This is a genomic window from Streptomyces sp. H27-H5 (assembly GCF_026627505.1).
In the GTDB taxonomy this organism is placed as follows: domain Bacteria; phylum Actinomycetota; class Actinomycetes; order Streptomycetales; family Streptomycetaceae; genus Streptomyces.
In genome coordinates, this window is sequence record NZ_JAPNLK010000022.1 from 57,396 (window position 1) to 72,284 (window position 14,889).

At 73.4% G+C, this 14,889-nt stretch carries 16 protein-coding genes; 8 read left to right on the top strand and 8 right to left on the bottom strand.

Annotated features, from left to right (window positions below; genetic code table 11):
• The first annotated feature begins 61 nt into the window (after window positions 1-61).
• The 3 genes from OTB19_RS13865 to OTB19_RS13875 are packed head-to-tail and all read left to right on the top strand — an operon-like array spanning window position 62 to window position 2,452.
• Entirely contained in the window at window positions 62-250 is a 189-nt protein-coding gene (locus OTB19_RS13865) for a hypothetical protein (RefSeq protein ID WP_267798454.1), read from the top strand.
• A gap of 40 nt (window positions 251-290) precedes the next feature.
• A complete protein-coding gene (locus tag OTB19_RS13870; protein ID WP_267798455.1) occupies window positions 291-599 on the top strand; it encodes a hypothetical protein in 309 nt (102 codons plus the stop codon).
• Window positions 596-2,452, top strand: coding sequence for a hypothetical protein (locus OTB19_RS13875; RefSeq protein ID WP_267798456.1), 1,857 nt, complete (start codon window positions 596-598; stop codon window positions 2,450-2,452). Before OTB19_RS13870 ends, OTB19_RS13875 begins: the two co-directional genes overlap by 4 nt.
• Window positions 2,453-2,520: 68 nt before the next feature.
• Here the strand turns inward: OTB19_RS13875 and OTB19_RS13880 are convergent, their stop codons facing one another.
• The 5 genes from OTB19_RS13880 to OTB19_RS13900 all read right to left on the bottom strand — a co-directional run bounded on the left by OTB19_RS13880 (window position 2,521) and on the right by OTB19_RS13900 (window position 9,011).
• Window positions 2,521-3,993, bottom strand: a complete 1,473-nt coding sequence (locus OTB19_RS13880; protein ID WP_267798457.1) for an aldehyde dehydrogenase family protein — start codon at window positions 3,991-3,993, stop codon at window positions 2,521-2,523.
• A complete protein-coding gene (locus tag OTB19_RS13885; RefSeq protein WP_267798458.1) occupies window positions 3,990-5,729 on the bottom strand; it encodes an N-acyl-D-amino-acid deacylase family protein in 1,740 nt (579 codons plus the stop codon). The genes OTB19_RS13880 and OTB19_RS13885 overlap by 4 nt, the downstream gene beginning before the upstream one ends.
• Before the next feature lie 298 nt (window positions 5,730-6,027).
• Window positions 6,028-7,155 carry an LLM class flavin-dependent oxidoreductase gene (locus tag OTB19_RS13890; RefSeq protein ID WP_267798459.1) on the bottom strand — a complete coding sequence of 376 codons (1,128 nt, stop codon included), beginning with the start codon at window positions 7,153-7,155 and terminating at the stop codon, window positions 6,028-6,030.
• A 106-nt stretch (window positions 7,156-7,261) separates the two neighbouring features.
• Window positions 7,262-8,047: an SDR family NAD(P)-dependent oxidoreductase gene (locus OTB19_RS13895; protein ID WP_267798460.1), complete on the bottom strand. Its 786-nt coding sequence runs from the start codon at window positions 8,045-8,047 to the stop codon at window positions 7,262-7,264.
• Window positions 8,048-8,063: 16 nt separating this feature from the next.
• On the bottom strand, window positions 8,064-9,011 hold the full coding sequence (locus OTB19_RS13900) for an LLM class F420-dependent oxidoreductase (protein WP_267798461.1): 948 nt from the start codon (window positions 9,009-9,011) through the stop codon (window positions 8,064-8,066).
• A gap of 233 nt (window positions 9,012-9,244) precedes the next feature.
• Between OTB19_RS13900 and OTB19_RS13905 the strand changes: the two genes are divergently transcribed.
• Window positions 9,245-9,892 (top strand): hypothetical protein, encoded by a 648-nt coding sequence (locus tag OTB19_RS13905; RefSeq protein WP_267798462.1) that lies wholly within the window; start codon window positions 9,245-9,247, stop codon window positions 9,890-9,892.
• On the opposite strand, the gene OTB19_RS13910 is transcribed toward OTB19_RS13905, so the two are convergent.
• A complete protein-coding gene (locus tag OTB19_RS13910) occupies window positions 9,870-10,703 on the bottom strand; it encodes a L,D-transpeptidase family protein (protein WP_267798463.1) in 834 nt (277 codons plus the stop codon). The genes OTB19_RS13905 and OTB19_RS13910 overlap by 23 nt on opposite strands.
• 31 nt (window positions 10,704-10,734) lie before the next feature.
• Complete coding sequence (locus tag OTB19_RS13915; RefSeq protein WP_420716838.1) at window positions 10,735-11,133, bottom strand: ATP-binding protein; 399 nt, start codon at window positions 11,131-11,133, stop codon at window positions 10,735-10,737.
• 91 nt (window positions 11,134-11,224) lie between these two features.
• On the opposite strand from OTB19_RS13915, the gene OTB19_RS13920 reads away from it, so the two are divergent.
• On the top strand, window positions 11,225-11,923 hold the full coding sequence (locus tag OTB19_RS13920; protein ID WP_267798464.1) for an HlyD family efflux transporter periplasmic adaptor subunit: 699 nt from the start codon (window positions 11,225-11,227) through the stop codon (window positions 11,921-11,923).
• Window positions 11,920-12,801, top strand: a complete 882-nt coding sequence (locus tag OTB19_RS13925; protein ID WP_324290520.1) for an ABC transporter ATP-binding protein — start codon at window positions 11,920-11,922, stop codon at window positions 12,799-12,801. The genes OTB19_RS13920 and OTB19_RS13925 overlap by 4 nt, the downstream gene beginning before the upstream one ends.
• Here the strand turns inward: OTB19_RS13925 and OTB19_RS13930 are convergent.
• Window positions 12,794-12,958 (bottom strand): hypothetical protein, encoded by a 165-nt coding sequence (locus OTB19_RS13930; RefSeq protein WP_267798492.1) that lies wholly within the window; start codon window positions 12,956-12,958, stop codon window positions 12,794-12,796. The two genes, OTB19_RS13925 and OTB19_RS13930, sit on opposite strands and share 8 nt — an antisense overlap.
• On the opposite strand from OTB19_RS13930, the gene OTB19_RS13935 reads away from it, so the two are divergent.
• Both OTB19_RS13935 and OTB19_RS13940 read left to right on the top strand, forming a co-directional pair.
• Window positions 12,957-14,072: an ABC transporter permease gene (locus tag OTB19_RS13935; protein ID WP_324290521.1), complete on the top strand. Its 1,116-nt coding sequence runs from the start codon at window positions 12,957-12,959 to the stop codon at window positions 14,070-14,072. The two genes, OTB19_RS13930 and OTB19_RS13935, sit on opposite strands and share 2 nt — an antisense overlap.
• Window positions 14,073-14,224: 152 nt before the next feature.
• Complete coding sequence (locus OTB19_RS13940) at window positions 14,225-14,836, top strand: RBBP9/YdeN family alpha/beta hydrolase (RefSeq protein ID WP_267798465.1); 612 nt, start codon at window positions 14,225-14,227, stop codon at window positions 14,834-14,836.
• Window positions 14,837-14,889 lie beyond the last annotated feature (53 nt).

Sequence of the window (14,889 nt, forward strand, 5' to 3'; positions counted from 1 at the left end):
AACTTTCCCGTGCAAATTTTCGGGCCCCCAATACCGGGGCGCCGCCCGCCAGACTGGCCCCATGCCCACGGCCGACGAGCTCCTCAGCGCGGATACCGTCAGTAACCTGGCCGGTCTGCTCGCCCGCGCGGCCCGCACGCGCCGCTCCCGAGCCCTCACCGCCCGCGCCGGATCCCTCGACGGACTCGGCTTCAGCGCCCGCGTGGCCGCGGTCCGCGACGCCGTCCTCGCCGACCTGCCCGAGGACTGACCCGCCTTCGAGGCCGTGCTGCGCACCGCTACGCCGCTCCGTGTCCAACCATCTCAACGACATCAGCCGGGACCACCCCGGGCTCGCCATGGAGATCGCCGCGAAGTGGCGCACCGACGCCGACACCACGACGGATCGCGTCGTCCGGCACGGCCTGCGCACCCTGATCAAGGCCGGCCACCCCGAGACGCTCACCCTGCTGGGCCACTCCCCCGACGTCCCGGTCACCGTCGACGGCCCGCGGGTGAGCACCCCGCGCGCGAGGCCGCATTTCACTGGACGTCCCCTGAACCCACCTGGCAGGCTCGGGCCCATGACTCACGGAATCGAGCACCACCCCGCCCGTTGAGCGCCCCCGAGGAGCGCACCGCGCCCACCTCCCGGCCCTCTCCCCCCGCGACGTCTCCACACGAGAGCGCACCACGGGAAACCTCTCCGCACGAGACCTCCCTGCACGACTACGCGCTCTTCCGCCGCGGCATCGAGCCGGACGGCCGGGTCCCCGCGCGCGGCTACCCGCTGCCCGACGGGCCGCCGGAGCCCGGCCGGCCCGGCCTGACCCTGCGCGAGGCACAGGAGGAAGTCGCCTCCGCCCTCGCCGACACCCTGGCCGACCCCGACCCGGTCCGGGCGGCGGCCGCCGTCCACCTGCGGGTCCGCTCGCTCGTCATGCCCCACCGCACCGTCCGCGCCTGTGTCGTGCGGCTGCCCCTGACCGACGAGGCAGCCGCCCGGCGGACCGGCCGACGGCTGGTGCGCACCGGCACCACCCCGGCCGCCGTCCAGGTCGGCCTGGGGCTGCTGATCCGCCTGGGCGAACCGGAGGACGTGCCCTGGCTCACGGTCCTCGGGACGCTCCGGGGCTTCGAGCGGCCCGCCGTCGCCGCGCTCGACCGCCTGGACCGGCAGGCCGCCGGCCTGCTGATGCTGCGCACCCGCGTCCGCGACACCGCGCTGTACCCGCTGCTCGACGCCGTGGAGGCGGGCGACGACACGGCCACGCTCGCCGCCCTGACCGGGCTGCCGCCCGACTTCCGGACGATGGGATACGCCCGGCGGATCGCGGAGGCCACCGACCTCCACCGGCTGCTCCGGGCGCACCCGCGTGACCCGGCGCTGCTCCTGCGGGCCGCCGGGCTGCTGCGCCGGATGGCGGACCAGTACGACGTCCGGGCCGAGATCCTCGACTACGGGCCCGCGATGGAGACGTACGAGACGCTGATCGGGCACGCCGACCTGTTGGCGTCGACCCCCGGGCACCGGGCGGTGCTCCTGTCGATCGCCCTCGACCTGCACAGCGGTCCCGCCGCACTGCTCGACTGGCGTCCCGGCCGGCGCGAGGTGCTGCTGGACGCGCTGGGGCGGCTGCCGGCCGCCCCGCCGCCCCCCGACGACGCGCCCGACGACCCCGCCGAACGCCGGCGCGCCGACTGGACGGCGCGGACCGGACGGCAGCCGTTCCGCGTCCCGCCGGACGGGGAACGGCTGCGGATCGAGGTGGTCGCCGAGGACCCCGGCGACCGGGGCGGCGTCGAGACCCGGATCCTGGTCGACGGCCGCCCGCTGGTACCCGCCCTGTTCGGCAAGGGGCCGGGCGAGAGCCCGGAACGGCTCCTCGACACCGGGCTGTTGCGGGCCGGCGCCGAGCCCCGGGAGGTGCGGCTCGCCGAGGCGTACTGCACCGAGGGCTGCTGCGGTGCGCTGTACGTGACCATCCGCCGCGAGGGCGAGGAGGTGGTGTGGGGCGACTGGCGCGGGGCGGTCGGGCCGACCCCACCGGAGTACCGCTTCGACGCCGTCGCCTACGACGCCGAGCTGGAGCGCGCCGACCGGGACCGCCCCTGGTCCTGGCCGGCCCGCAGCGTGGCGCGGCTCGTCTCGGACGGCCTGCGCGAGCGCCCCGATCTGCTGGCCCGCTGGGACGCCCTGCGGGACTGGGTCGGCACCGTCTGGAACGAACCCGACACCGTGGACGTGTCCTTCACGTACTGGCCCGGCCTCGCGGCCGGGAACCGGGACCGCGTGGGGCCGTGGCTCCAGTTCGGGTGGCGGATCCCGGCAGACGGGACCCCGATCGAGGAGCAGGCCGCCGCCGTGCTGGACCGGTTGGCCTCGACGGACCCGAAGTCCTTCGCGGAGGTCCGGGGCGGCAGCCGGGAACACGCCGAGGCCCTCGGCCACCCCTGGCCGGAGCGCGGGTAGGGCCGGTGGCGCGGCCGGGCTCGGGGCGCTCCCGGCCCGGCCGCGCCGCGACGGCCCCCGCCCGGTCCTCAGCCCGGCCAGACGATCGATTGGATCTCGCTGTAGGCGTGCAGGGCGTACGAGCCGACGTCCCGGCCCACCCCCGACCGTTTGAAGCCGCCGAACGGGGCCTCCATGTTCCGGCCGATGGTGTTGATGCCGACGCCGCCGGCGCGCAGCCGCCGGGCGACCCGGAAGGCCCGCGCCGAGTCCCCGGACCACACGTAGGAGAGCAGCCCGAAGTCGCTGTCGTTGGCCAGGGCCACGGCCTCGTCCTCGCCACCGTCGAAGGGGACGACCACCACGACCGGCCCGAAGATCTCCTCCCGGACGACCCGCATGTCGTTCGTGCAGTCCACGAGAAGGGTCGGCGCGACGTAGAAGCCGCGGCCCGCCCCGACGACCGGGCGTTCGCCGCCGTACGCGATCCGCGCGCCCTCCTTCTTCCCCAGCTCGACGTACGACTCCACGCGGTCGCGGTGCGCCGCCGAGATCACCGGGCCGACCACGGTGCCGCGCTCGCCCGGGTCGCCGACCTTCATGAAGGCCAGGTAGCCGGTCAGCTTCTCCACCAGCGGCTCGTACACCGACCGGTGGACGATCACCCGGGTCGGGGCGGTGCAGATCTGACCGGAGTAGAAGGAGAAGGTGGTGCCGATGCCCGCCACCGCCGCGTCGAGGTCGGCGTCCTCCAGCACGATCGCCGCGCCCTTGCCGCCCAGCTCCATCAACTGCCGCTTCATCGTCCGGCCGCACACCTCGGCGATGCGCTGCCCGACGGCCGTGGAGCCGGTGAAGGACACCATGTCCACGTGGCGGGAGTCGACGGCCGCCTCGCCGACCTCGACGGAGGTGCCGCAGACCACGTTCACCACGCCCGCCGGGACCCCGGCCTCGTGCAGGGCCTCGGCCATCCGGAACACCGACAGCGGGTCCTGCGGGGCCGGTTTGACCACCACCGTGTTGCCCATGGCGAGCGCCGGGGCCACCTTGCCCGCCGGGTTCGCCCACGGGTTGTTGTACGAGGTCACGCAGGTGACCACGCCGACCGGCCGGCGCACCTCCAGCGCGCCCAGGATGCTCGCCCGCCCCATCGGGCCGGCGTCGGTGACCTGCGGCGGCAGACCGCGTTCCACCGGCTCCAGGGCGCCCTTCGCGTACCGCCGGAAGCGGGCCACGCCCACGCCGACCTGCATGCCGCGCGCGATGCCGGTGGGCGCGCCCGTCTCGGCGCGGGCCAGCTCCGCCCACGGCTCGTACTCGCGCTGCATGACGTCGGCGGCCCGGTCGAGGATCGCGGCCCGTGCCTCGGGCGTCGTCCGCGACCAGCCCTCGAAGGCCTCCGCCGCCGCGCGCGCCGCCTCCTCGACCTGGGCGCGGGTGGCCTCCGGGGCGAGTCCGACGACGGACTCGTCTGCCGGGTTGACCACCTCGTAGTGGCCGGCGGCCGGTTCGACCCACTCGCCTGCGATGTACAGCCGCTGCGGTCCGGCGGAGGTCATCGGGTGCTCACCGTCCTCGTGTCGCGGCCGGAGCGCAGCACGATGCCGGGGATCGCGCCGGTCACCTCGTCGTCGCGGATGGTCTCCACGCCGTTGACGCGCACGGACACGATCCCGATCGCCCGCGCGTCCAACCGCGGGCTGTCCCCGGGCAGATCGTGCACGAGCGTCGCCGGCCCGGCCTCGATCCGCTCGGGGTCGAAGAGCACCAGGTCCGCGTGGAACCCCTCGGTGATCCGGCCGCGCTCGCGCAGCCCGAACAGTCGGGCCGGGTCGTCCGTGAGCATCCGTACGGCCTGTTCCAGCGGCAGGAGCCGGCGTCCGCGCAGACAGTCCCCGAGGAAGCGGGTCGTGTACGGGGCGCCGCACATCCGGTCCAGGTGGGCGCCCGCGTCGGAGCCGCCCAGCATCACGTCCTCGTGCTGCCAGGTCTCCTGGCGCAGGGTCCAGCTCGCCGGGTCGTTGTCGGTGGGCATCGGCCACAGGACGGTGCGCAGGTCGTCGTTGGCGCAGATCTCCACCAGGCAGTGGAAGGCGTCCTGGCCCCGCTCGGCGGCGATGTCGCCGACGACCCGGCCCGAGAGGCCCTCGTTCTCCTCGCTGTACGTGTCGCCGATGACGTAGCGCCCGAAGTCGGCGAGGCGCCGGAAGACGCCCGCCTCCCTGCTGTCCGCGCGGCGCAGCATCTCGGCGCGCACGTCGGCGTCGCGCAGCCTCGCGATCCGCTCAGGGACGGGCAGCCCGAGGACCTCGCCCCAGCCGGGGATGAGGTTCAGCGCGCAGAACGTGCCGAGCGACATGTTCATGGGGGTCAGGATCGGCATGGTGAGCGCGACGATCCGGCCGCCCGCCTTGCGGGCGCGCTCGCTGGGGATCAGCTGGCGCGGGACGCGCTCGGGGACGGACGCGTCGACGGTGAGGACGTTCCAGTTCAGGGGCCGGCCGGCGGCGGCGCTCATCTCGACGAACAGGTCGATCTCCTCGTCGGAGAACTGGTCGAGGCAGCCCGCGACGATCGCTTCGAGCTGGGTGCCCTCGTGTTCGGAGACCGCGCGGGAGAGCGCGAGCAGCTCTTCCGGCTTCGCGTGGCGGGAGGCCACCGGGGAGCCGGCGCCGTCGGAGTGCGTGGAGGACTGGGTGGTGGACAGGCCCCAGGCGCCCGCGTTCATCGCGTCGTGGAACAGGTCGAGCATCTCCTGCATCTGCTCCGGCGTGGGCTGCCCGCCGACGGCGTCCTCGCCCATCACGTACCGGCGCAACGCGCAATGCCCCACCATGAAACCGGCGTTGACGGCTATCCGGCCCTCCAGGGCGTCGAGGTACTCGCCGAACGAGGACCAGGTCCAGTCGACGCCCTCTTCGAGGGCCTTGAGGGCCATCCCCTCGACCTTGCTCATCATGCGCCGGGTGTAGTCGGCGTCCTCGGGCCGGTCGGGGTGGAGCGGGGCGAGCGTGAAACCGCAGTTGCCGCCGGCGACGGTGGTGACGCCGTGGTTCATGGAGGGCGTGGCGTACGGGTCCCAGAACAGTTGGGCGTCGTAGTGCGTGTGCGGGTCGATGAACCCGGGGGTCAGGACGAGCCCGGAGGCGTCCTCGCTGGTCCGGGCCTCCTCGGTGACGGTGCCCGGCGGGGCGATGAAGGCGATCCGGCCGTCCCTCGTACCGACGTCGGCGACGAAGGCGGGGGCGCCGGTCCCGTCCACGACGGTGGCTCCCCTGATCAGATGGTCGAGCATGACGTCCCTTCTTCCCTGACGAGTTCGCTGACGCGGTCTTACGGGGGCCGGGGCGTCGCGCCCAGCCCTGCCGGCGCTTGAGGCGCGGCCGGGCAACACCAGCCCTGCCGGCGTTTGAGGCGAGGCTGAATTGGCCGGTGAGGGTGGGTTGGCTCGGCCGGGACGGCCGGAGGGCGCAGGGGTCGGCCGCGGCCCGTGCGCGCTCCGGCCGGTTCCGCGTGGGGCCCGGGGGCTCGGTCCCCGAGGCCCCTTTCCGGGGCGGCGGTCCGGGAAGACGCCGCCCGGGTCGGGTGTCCGGTCAGGGCCCGGAGGCCTCGCGGAAGCGGGTGGTGCGGTGCACCGGGTCCGTGTCGATCTTCGGGATGACGTGCTCCCCGATGAGCTTCACGGTGGTCATGGTGTCCTCGTAGGACACCCCGGTCGGCAGGCCGAAGGACAGCTGGTCGGCACCCGCCTGCTCCCAGCGCTTGCACTGCCGGAGCACCTCGGACGGGTCTCCGCAGATCAGCAGTTCCTCGGCGATCAGCAGCTCGATGATCTCCGCGTTGTACTCGGGCAGCGTCTCGGGCCACTGCGGGATCGCCTCGGGCCGCGGGAAGGTGTCGTGGTAGCGGAAGACCAGCGACTGGAAGCGGTTCATGTGGGCGTTGACGGCGATCTCGACCGCCTTGTCGTGGGTCTCGGCGCAGATCGCGGTGGAGGTGACCATGACGTTGTCGTTGACGAAGGCGCCGATGGCCTTCGCCTCCTGGATGGCCGTCTTGTACTGCTCCAGCACCCACTCCATGTCGGAGACCTTCTGAACGCTGAAGCCGAGGACTCCGAGGCCCTTCTTGGCGGCCATGGCGTACGAGGTGGGGGATCCGGCGGCGTACCACATGGCCGGGTGGGCCTTGCCGTACGGCTTGGGGAAGATCTTGCGCGGCGGCAGCGACCAGTGCTTGCCGCTGAACCCCTCGTACTCCTCCTGGAGGAACATCTTGGGGAACTCGGCGATGGTCTCCTCCCAGATCTCCTTGGTCCCGTTCATGTCCTCGATGCCCGGGAGGAAGCCGAGGATCTCGTGGCTGCCGGCGCCGCGGCCGGTGCCGAACTCGAAGCGCCCCTTGGAGAGGTGGTCGAGCATGGCGACCTTCTCCGCGACCTTGACCGGGTGGTTCACGGGGGCCAGCGGGTTGAAGATGCCGGAGCCGAGGTGGATGCGCTCGGTGGCGTGGGCGAGGTAGCCGAGGAACACCTCGTTCGCGGAGAGGTGCGAGTACTCCTCCAGGAAGTGGTGCTCGGAGGCCCAGGCGTACTTGAAGCCGGACTTGTCGGCCTGGATGACGTACTCGGTCTCCTCGATCAGCGCCTTGTGCTCTGCCTCGGGGTCGACCTTGGACCGCGCCTCAGGCACGTATCCCTGCACGAAGAGCCCGAATTCCAAGGGGGTTCACCGTCCTTTGGTTTCTGACGTTGCGTCAGATTCGATGTCCCGACTGTTCCACCGCCGGGGCCGGAGCGTCAATACCTGACGCCCCATCAGATGACGTCTAGAGGATGCTGACGCCGGCCATCCAGCCGCCGTCGATGACGAACGGCTGTCCGGTGATGTACGAGGAGTCCTCGCCGGTCAGGAAGAGCGCCAGGCGCGCGATCTCCTCCGGCCGGCCGACCCGCCCCATCGGCACGACCCGCTTGTACAGCTCGGCCATCGCGTCCCTGGCCTCGTCGCTCACGCCCGCCGGATCCAGCAGCGCCGGGTTGGACATCGGCGTGTCCACGGCGCCCGGGCACATGGCGTTGACCCGGATGTTCCTCCCCGCCAGCTCCAGCGCCGCCACCCGGGTCAGGCCCAGGATCGCGGCCTTGGTCGCCGCGTACGCGCCGACGTACGCCATGCCCGTCAGGCCCGTGTACGAGGAGGTGTTGACGATCGTGCCCCCGCCGGCCGCCGCGATCTCGGGCGCCACGACCTTGATGCCGAGGAACGCCCCGACCTGGTTGACCAGGATCACCTGCTGGAACTCCTCCAGCGGGGTCGCGGTCAGCTCGTTGAAGCGCAGGATGCCCGCGTTGTTGACCAGCCCGTCGATCCGGCCGAACGCCTCCTTCGCCGCCTCGACCGCGGCGGCCCAGTCCTCCTCGCGGCTCACGTCCATCCGCACGTACCGGGCCCGGTCCTCGCCGATCTCCTTGGCGACCGCGGCGCCCTGCTCGTCCAACACGTCGCCCAGGAGCACCTTGGCGCCCTCCGCGGCGAACAGCCGGGCCTCCTGCTCGCCCTGACCGCGCGCGGCACCGGTGATGACGACGACGCGTCCGTCCAGCTTGCCCATGGCGGGTGCTCCTGCCCTAGTCGTTGAGGAGGGGGGCCACCTCGGCCCCGAAGGCGGCGATCTGGTCGGTCAGTTCGGCGACGTCGCGGTTGCGGAACCGGACCTGGATCTGGTCCACGCCCAGCGCCCGGTACTCCCGCAGGGACTCCGCGAGCGCCTCGGCCTTGCCGGTGAGGGCCCGCCGGCCGGTGTCCCAGCCGGGCTCGCCCACGTACAGGGGCTCGGTGATGGCGCCGATCTCGATGGGGCGGGTGACCCCCGCCGCCTCGCGCAGTTCCCTGATCCGGGCGATCCGCTCCGGGAGCCGGTCGCGCGGATCCCCCTGCGGGAGCCAGCCGTCGCCGCGCACCGCGGCGCGGCGCACGGCGGCCGGCGAGGAGCCGCCGACCCAGACGGGGACGCGGGTCTGCGTGGGCCGGGGCAGCTGGCCCAGGTCCCGGAACGAGAACGACTCGCCCTCGAACTCCGGGTACTCCTCGGGCCCGAGCGCCACCCGCAACGCGTCCAGGGTCTCGTCCAACACGGCCCCGCGCCGCTCGAAGTCGACGCCGAGGGCCTCGAACTCCTCCCGCACGTGCCCCGCGCCGACCCCGAGGATCAGGCGACCGCCGGAGAGGTGGTCGAGCGTGGCGTACTGCTTGGCGGTGATCAGCGGATGTCGCAGGCCGACGATCGCGACGTGGCTCAGCAGCCGGACGTGTTCGGTGATCCCGGCGAGGAAGGACAGGGTGGCCACCGGGTCGTACCAGACGGTGCTCATGGGCCCGGCCATCCCGCGCGGGATGGCCACGTGGTCACAGGTGGCCACGTAGCCGAAGCCGGCCCGGTCGGCGGCCCGGGCCACCTCGGCGAGTTCGACGGCGCCGGCCGTCGCCTCCCAGGGCTCGGCGTAGATGGTGCTCTGCGACTGGATCGGGAGCTGCATCCCGTACACCAGCCGGCCTTCGGGAAACACGCGCGCCATGACCGTCCCCACCTCGCCTTCGACGTCGACCTGTGCGGAGTTCGTCCTGTTCGGGAGGCCGACCTGTTCGGAAGGCCGGCACCGGGGGCCATCGTCATAGCTGACGGTCCGTCAGGCAAGGGGTTCGACCGGACCGGCCCGGGTGCGGGCCCGGCGGGATCGGGCCTGGCGTGATCGGGCGGCCGGGGCCTAGGGTGCGGGCGACCGAGGAGACGCGAGCGCGGGAGACGCGGGTGGAACTGTTCCTGACCCTGTTCAGCGCGGTGGCGTGGACGCTCGTGTACGCGGAGGCGATCCGCGTCGGACTGCGGGACCGGACGTACGCCATGCCGGTCGCCGCCCTCGCGTTGAACTTCGCCTGGGAATTTACGTACGCCGCGACCGACTTCCTCGCGGGGGTGTCCGCCCAAGGCGTGGTCAACGTGGTGTGGGCCGCCGCCGATGTCGTCATCATCGGCACCTACCTGCGGTTCGGGCGGGCGGAGCTGCCGGAGTTCGTGACCCGGCCGCTGTTCGCCGGATGGAGCGCGCTCGTCTTCGGCAGCGCCTTCGCCGTGCAGTGGCTGTTCGTGGCGCACTTCGGGACGCACGACGCGTCGCGCTACTCCGCGTTCCTGCAGAACCTGCTGATGTCCGGCCTGTTCATCGCCCTGTACGCGGGCCGGCGCGGGCCGCGCGGGCAGTCCCTCGTCATCGCCGTCGCGAAGTGGCTCGGGACGGCGGCGCCGACCGTGCTCTTCGGGGTGATCGAGGACTCCCCGTTCATCCTCGGGCTCGGGTTGCTGTGCTCGGTGTTCGACCTCGCGTACATCGCGCTGCTCGCGCGGGGAGGCCGCGGCGATCGCCGGGAGGCGACGGTCAGAATCCCCGCGGCCCCATGACGACGACGGGCTTCGCCGCCGGGTCCAGGGTCTGCAGGAGCTTCTTCATGGCCTCCTTGGGGATGCCGACGCAGCCCTGCGAGGGGCCGTCGTGGTCCACGTGCAGCCAGATGTTGCCGCCCCGCTCCTCGCCCTGCGGCTTGCGCGGGTCGAGCGGCGACACCCCCCGCTCACGGTTGAAGTCGATCGCCACGACGTAGTCGAAGGCGCCGGTCAGGGGCTCGCCGTTCACGCCGGTGCCCGTGGCGACGAAGCCGTCGTCCTCGTCGTACGAGAACTTCGTGCCCGGCGGCTTCGGCAGCAGACCGCCCGCGTCGGTCAGCGAGTAGACGCCCTGCGGGGAGGTCAGGTCACCGTAGGTCCGCTCCTCGGGCGCGGACCAGCCCTTGGCCCCGTTGCGGGCGGGCCAGCTGTCCGCCCGGTTCCAGTCTCCGCCGGGCGCGGAGCGGGACCAGAGGGTCACGACGGACTCGGAGGAGACCGCGGACTTGCCCGTGACCACGATCAACTGCCGGGAGTCCTTGGGAATCCTGGCGCGGGTGGCCTTGCCGAGCCCCGGGAGGGCGTCGTTGCCCCGCGGGCGGGCCCGGTCCTCGGCGAGTGCCGCGCGGTCCGCGGCGGTCCTCGGGCGGGAGTCCGGGTGGGCTGTCCCGGGGTCGGCGCCCGGGGTGTCACGGGCGACGTGGACCCAGCCGGCGGTGAAGAGGAGCAGGCCGAGGCCCGCCGCGACGGCGAGGGCCCGGAGGTTGCGCTGCCGGGGGGCTCGCGTGCGGACGGGGCGACCGGGACGGGCTCGGACGTACTTGCTCATTCAATCGACCGTACACAGCCGGTCTTCGGATTCACCGAAGGGGGACCTCTTCGGCGCGGCAGACGGGGGCGGAGGCGGGGACGGGGTCCGGGGTGGGGGTAGGGCGGCCGGGCGCGGGGAACTCGACGCGGACCGTGAGACCGCCCTCCGGTGCCGGGTTGGCCCAGGCCCTCAGCTCCGCGCCGTGGGCCCGCGCGATCGAGGCCACGATCGACAACCCCAGCCCGGCGCCCTCGCCGGCCGTGTGCAACCGTTCGGCGCGGCGCCGGAACGGCTCCAGCAGGCGCGGTACGTCGTCCGGCTCTATCACCGGCCCCGTGTTCGACACCGTCAACGAGCCGTCGGGGGAGGTCGTGACGCTCACCCGACCGCACGCCCGGTTGTGCCGGACCGCGTTGGCCAGCAGGTTCCGCACCAGGTGCCCGAGCAACGCACGGTCGCCGGCGACGGGCCACGCCGATGTACCGCCCGCTGAAGGGCGGGGACAAGGGCGAGGACGTCAAGCAGCTCAAGAGAACCTGGTGGCCCTCGGGTACGGCACGGGCCTGGACGCGTCGGACGGCACCTTCACGGCGGGCACGACGGCCGCGGTCAAGCGGTGGCAGAAGGCCCACAAGGAGAAGGAGACGGGCGAGGTCGCCAAGGAGGCCGTCGCCTTCGCCTCCGGCCCGCAGCGGGTGCAGAAGAACGACGCGGCGGTCGGCGACGAGGCGGCCCCGGGCAAGCCGGTGCTGACGCTGACCGGGACGCGGCGCTCGGTCCGCTTCGCGTTGGACGTGGCGAAGGCGGGCTCGGTGAAGACCGGGGACAAGGTCACCGTCGACCTGCCGGGCGGCGGCACGGCCGGCGGGATCATCGAGTCGGTGGGCAGCACCGCCAATCCCGACGACCCCCCGGGCGGCGGGGGCGGGGGCGGGGGCGGCGGAGGCGACAAGCCGAAGGTGGAGGTGGCCGTGGCCCTCGACGACGCCGCCGGCGCCAAGGGCCCGGACCGGTCCCCGGTCACCGTGCGGCTCACCGGCGAGACGCGGACGGGAGTGCTGTCCGTACCGGTCAACTCGCTGCTGGCGCTGACCGGCGGCGGCTTCGGCGTGCAGGTGGTCGAGGACGGCGCGGTGCGCGACGTGCGGGTCGAACCGGGCATGTTCGGGCAGGGCCGGGTGGAGGTCAAGGGCGGCGCCCTCAAGGAGGGCATGAACGTGGGGGTCCCCGGCACATGACCGCACACGACACGCCCGACGCCCCGCCCGACCCGACCCCGCACGACACGACGGCACACGACACGACGGCACACGACACGGCGGCACACGCCACGACGGCACGTCTCGCGGACCGGCCCGGGGACCCGCCCGCAGACCGGCCCGCGAACCGGCCCGCCACGACCGTCGTGGAGCTCACCGGCGTCACCAAGGAGTACCCGGGCGGTGTCGCGGCCCTGCGCGGGGTCGACCTGACCGTCACGAGCGGCGAACTCCTCGCCCTCGTCGGCCCGTCGGGTTCCGGCAAGTCCACCCTGCTGCACATCGTCGGGACCCTGGACCGGCCGACCGCCGGCTCGGTCTCCATCGCCGGGTACGACGTCGCGGCCCTGTCCGACCGGTCCCTGTCCGCGCTGCGCTCCCGCCACGTCGGCTTCGTCTTCCAGTCCTTCCACCTGGTACCGGGCATCAGCGCCCGGGCGAACGTCGCCGAGGGGCTGCTCTACAGCGGTTTCTCGCGGGCCGAGCGCGGCCGCCGGGCGGCGCGGGCCCTGGAGCGGGTCGGCCTCGGGGACCGGATGGACCACCGCCCCCACGAACTGTCCGGCGGGCAGAAGCAACGCGTCGCGATCGCCCGGGCGGTGGCGGGCGAACCGGATCTGCTGCTGGCCGACGAGCCGACCGGGGCGCTGGACACGGCGTCCGGGGAGTCGGTGATGGAGCTGTTGCGCGAACTGAACGCGGACGGGGCCACCATCGCCGTGATCACCCACGATCAGGAGATCGCCGCGAGCCTGCCCCGCCAGGTACGGATCCGCGACGGCGAGATCGTCGCGGACGTGTGGAACCCCGCCCCGGTCCAGGGCGCGGACCGGAACCGGTCGGGGGCGGTCACGTGAGCGACACCCCCACGAGGGCCCGTGCGAAGGACCGCACGAGGGCCCGTACGCGTACGAGGACCGGTACGAGGATCCGCGCGCGCCGGCTCGTCCCGCCGCGGCTGAGCCCCCGCGACGTGTTCCACGTCGGTTCGGCGGGGCTGCGGTCGCGGCCCATGCGCGTGTTCCTCTCGGCGCTCGGGATCGCCATCGGGATCGCGACGATGATCGCGGTCGTCGGGATCTCCTCGTCCAGCCAGGCCAAACTGCTGCGCGAACTCGACAAGCTGGGCACGAACATGCTGGTCGTGACGCCGGGGCAGTCCATGTTCAGCGGGCAGGACACGAAGCTGCCGAAGGACGCCCCGGGCATGATCGCCCGTATCGAGGGGGTCGAGTCGGTCGGTACGACGGGTGACGTGAAGGAGTCCGTCCGCCGGTCGGAGAACATCCCGAAGGAGGAGACGGGAGCCATCGCCGTGAAGGCGGCCCGCGATCGACTGCTCGACACGCTGCGCGCCCGGATGGCGAAGGGGACCTGGCTCAACGGGGCCACCGGCCGCTATCCCTCCGTCGTGCTCGGCGACGTCTCCGCGCGCCGGCTCGGCATCACGGAGCCGGGCCGGCAGGTGTTCATCGGCGGGCGGTACTTCACGGTGATCGGCATCCTGGAACCGGTTCCGCTGGCCCCCGAGATCGAACGCTCCGCCCTGGTCGGCTGGGAGGCGGCGGAACGCCTGCTCGGCTTCGACGGCCACCCGACGGCCGTCTACGAACGCTCGGCGGACGACCGGGTCACCGCCGTCCGCGACCTGGTCGCCCGGACGGCCAACCCGTCGAGTCCCGGCACCGTTTCCGTCACCGACCCCTCCGCGGCGCTCCAGGCCAAGGCCGCCACGGAAGGGGCTTTCAGCACCCTGCTGCTCGGCCTGGGCGGCATCGCCCTGCTCGTGGGCGGGGTCGGGGTGGCCAACACGATGATCATCTCCGTGTTGGAGCGCCGCCACGAGATCGGCCTGCGCAGATCGCTGGGCGCGACCAAGGGGCAGGTCCGGATCCAGTTCGTCACGGAGTCCCTGTTGCTGTCCGGACTCGGCGGCGTGGCGGGCATCGTCCTCGGCGGCGCGGCCACGGCCGTCTACGCCCGGGCCGGCGACCTGCCCTGGGTCGTCCCCCTCTGGGCCGTCACGGGCGGCTTCGCCTCCACCCTGGCCATCGGGACGTTCGCCGGCCTCTACCCGGCGGTCCGCGCGGCCCGCCTCTCCCCGACGCTGGCGTTGCAGGCGGGGTAGGTCCTGTCGTCGAAGTCTCGCCGCGGCCCGGGCGAGACTTCGACGACAGGGCCCGGGAGGGACGAGACGGACCGGAGGGACTGGACCCGGGGGACGGGGCACGGTCATGATCGCTTCGAACTTCCCGGTGTCTCCCCACGATTGCGAGAACGATGACCGACGCCCTGGCCGAGGACGGCTTCCTGATACTCCACGGTTGGCAGAACCATCGGCCCGCCGGCCACTGGGAGCACTGGCTGGCCGAACGGCTCACGGCCGCGGGGCACGCGGTCGACTACCCGGCCCTCCCCGACCCGGACCATCCGGACCTGGAGGTGTGGCTGGCCGAGCTGCGCGAGCGGCTCGGCGCGCTGCGCGGTCGGCGGCGCACGGTCGTCTGCCACAGCCTGGCCTGCGTGCTGTGGCTCCACGCGGCGGCCCGCGGCGACGTGGCGGTCCCGGTCGACCGGGTGCTCCTCGTCGCCCCGCCGTCGGCGGGCTACCTGGGGCGGTACCCGGAGGTCGCCGCCTTCGCGCCGCCCCGGGTGTCGGCGGCGCAGTTGTACGCAGGGGCCGGGTACGTCCGAATGGTCGGCGGCGACGACGACCCGTGCTGTCCGCAGGGCGCCGACGCCGTCTTCGCCGAGCCGCTCGGCCTGCCCGTGGACGTCCTGGCCGGCCAGGGGCACCTGGGCGAGGACGCGGGATACGGGCCCTGGCCCTCGCTCCTCGACTGGTGCGTCGGCCGCGACGACGACGCCCCGATCCGGTCCCGCGCGCGCTGAACCGGGCCCGCGGCGTGTGAACCGGGCCCGCGCCCTTCGGGGGCGCGGGTACC

Excerpts from the sequence above, each read along its gene's own strand:
- OTB19_RS13900 (WP_267798461.1), bottom strand. The coding sequence starts at position 9,011 with ATGGCGCGCGTGTTTCCCGAAGGCCGGCTGGTGTACGGGATGCAGCTC.
- OTB19_RS13925 (WP_324290520.1), top strand. The coding sequence starts at position 11,920 with ATGACCGCACACGACACGCCCGACGCCCCGCCCGACCCGACCCCGCAC.
- OTB19_RS13865 (WP_267798454.1), top strand. The coding sequence starts at position 62 with ATGCCCACGGCCGACGAGCTCCTCAGCGCGGATACCGTCAGTAACCTG.
- OTB19_RS13910 (WP_267798463.1), bottom strand. The coding sequence starts at position 10,703 with ATGAGCAAGTACGTCCGAGCCCGTCCCGGTCGCCCCGTCCGCACGCGA.
- OTB19_RS13895 (WP_267798460.1), bottom strand. The coding sequence starts at position 8,047 with ATGGGCAAGCTGGACGGACGCGTCGTCGTCATCACCGGTGCCGCGCGC.
- OTB19_RS13885 (WP_267798458.1), bottom strand. The coding sequence starts at position 5,729 with ATGCTCGACCATCTGATCAGGGGAGCCACCGTCGTGGACGGGACCGGC.
- OTB19_RS13880 (WP_267798457.1), bottom strand. The coding sequence starts at position 3,993 with ATGACCTCCGCCGGACCGCAGCGGCTGTACATCGCAGGCGAGTGGGTC.
- OTB19_RS13930 (WP_267798492.1), bottom strand. The coding sequence starts at position 12,958 with ATGGGCCGCGACCGCAGCCCCGCCGAACCGACGTGGAACACGTCGCGG.
- OTB19_RS13940 (WP_267798465.1), top strand. The coding sequence starts at position 14,225 with ATGACCGACGCCCTGGCCGAGGACGGCTTCCTGATACTCCACGGTTGG.
- OTB19_RS13935 (WP_324290521.1), top strand. The coding sequence starts at position 12,957 with ATGCGCGTGTTCCTCTCGGCGCTCGGGATCGCCATCGGGATCGCGACG.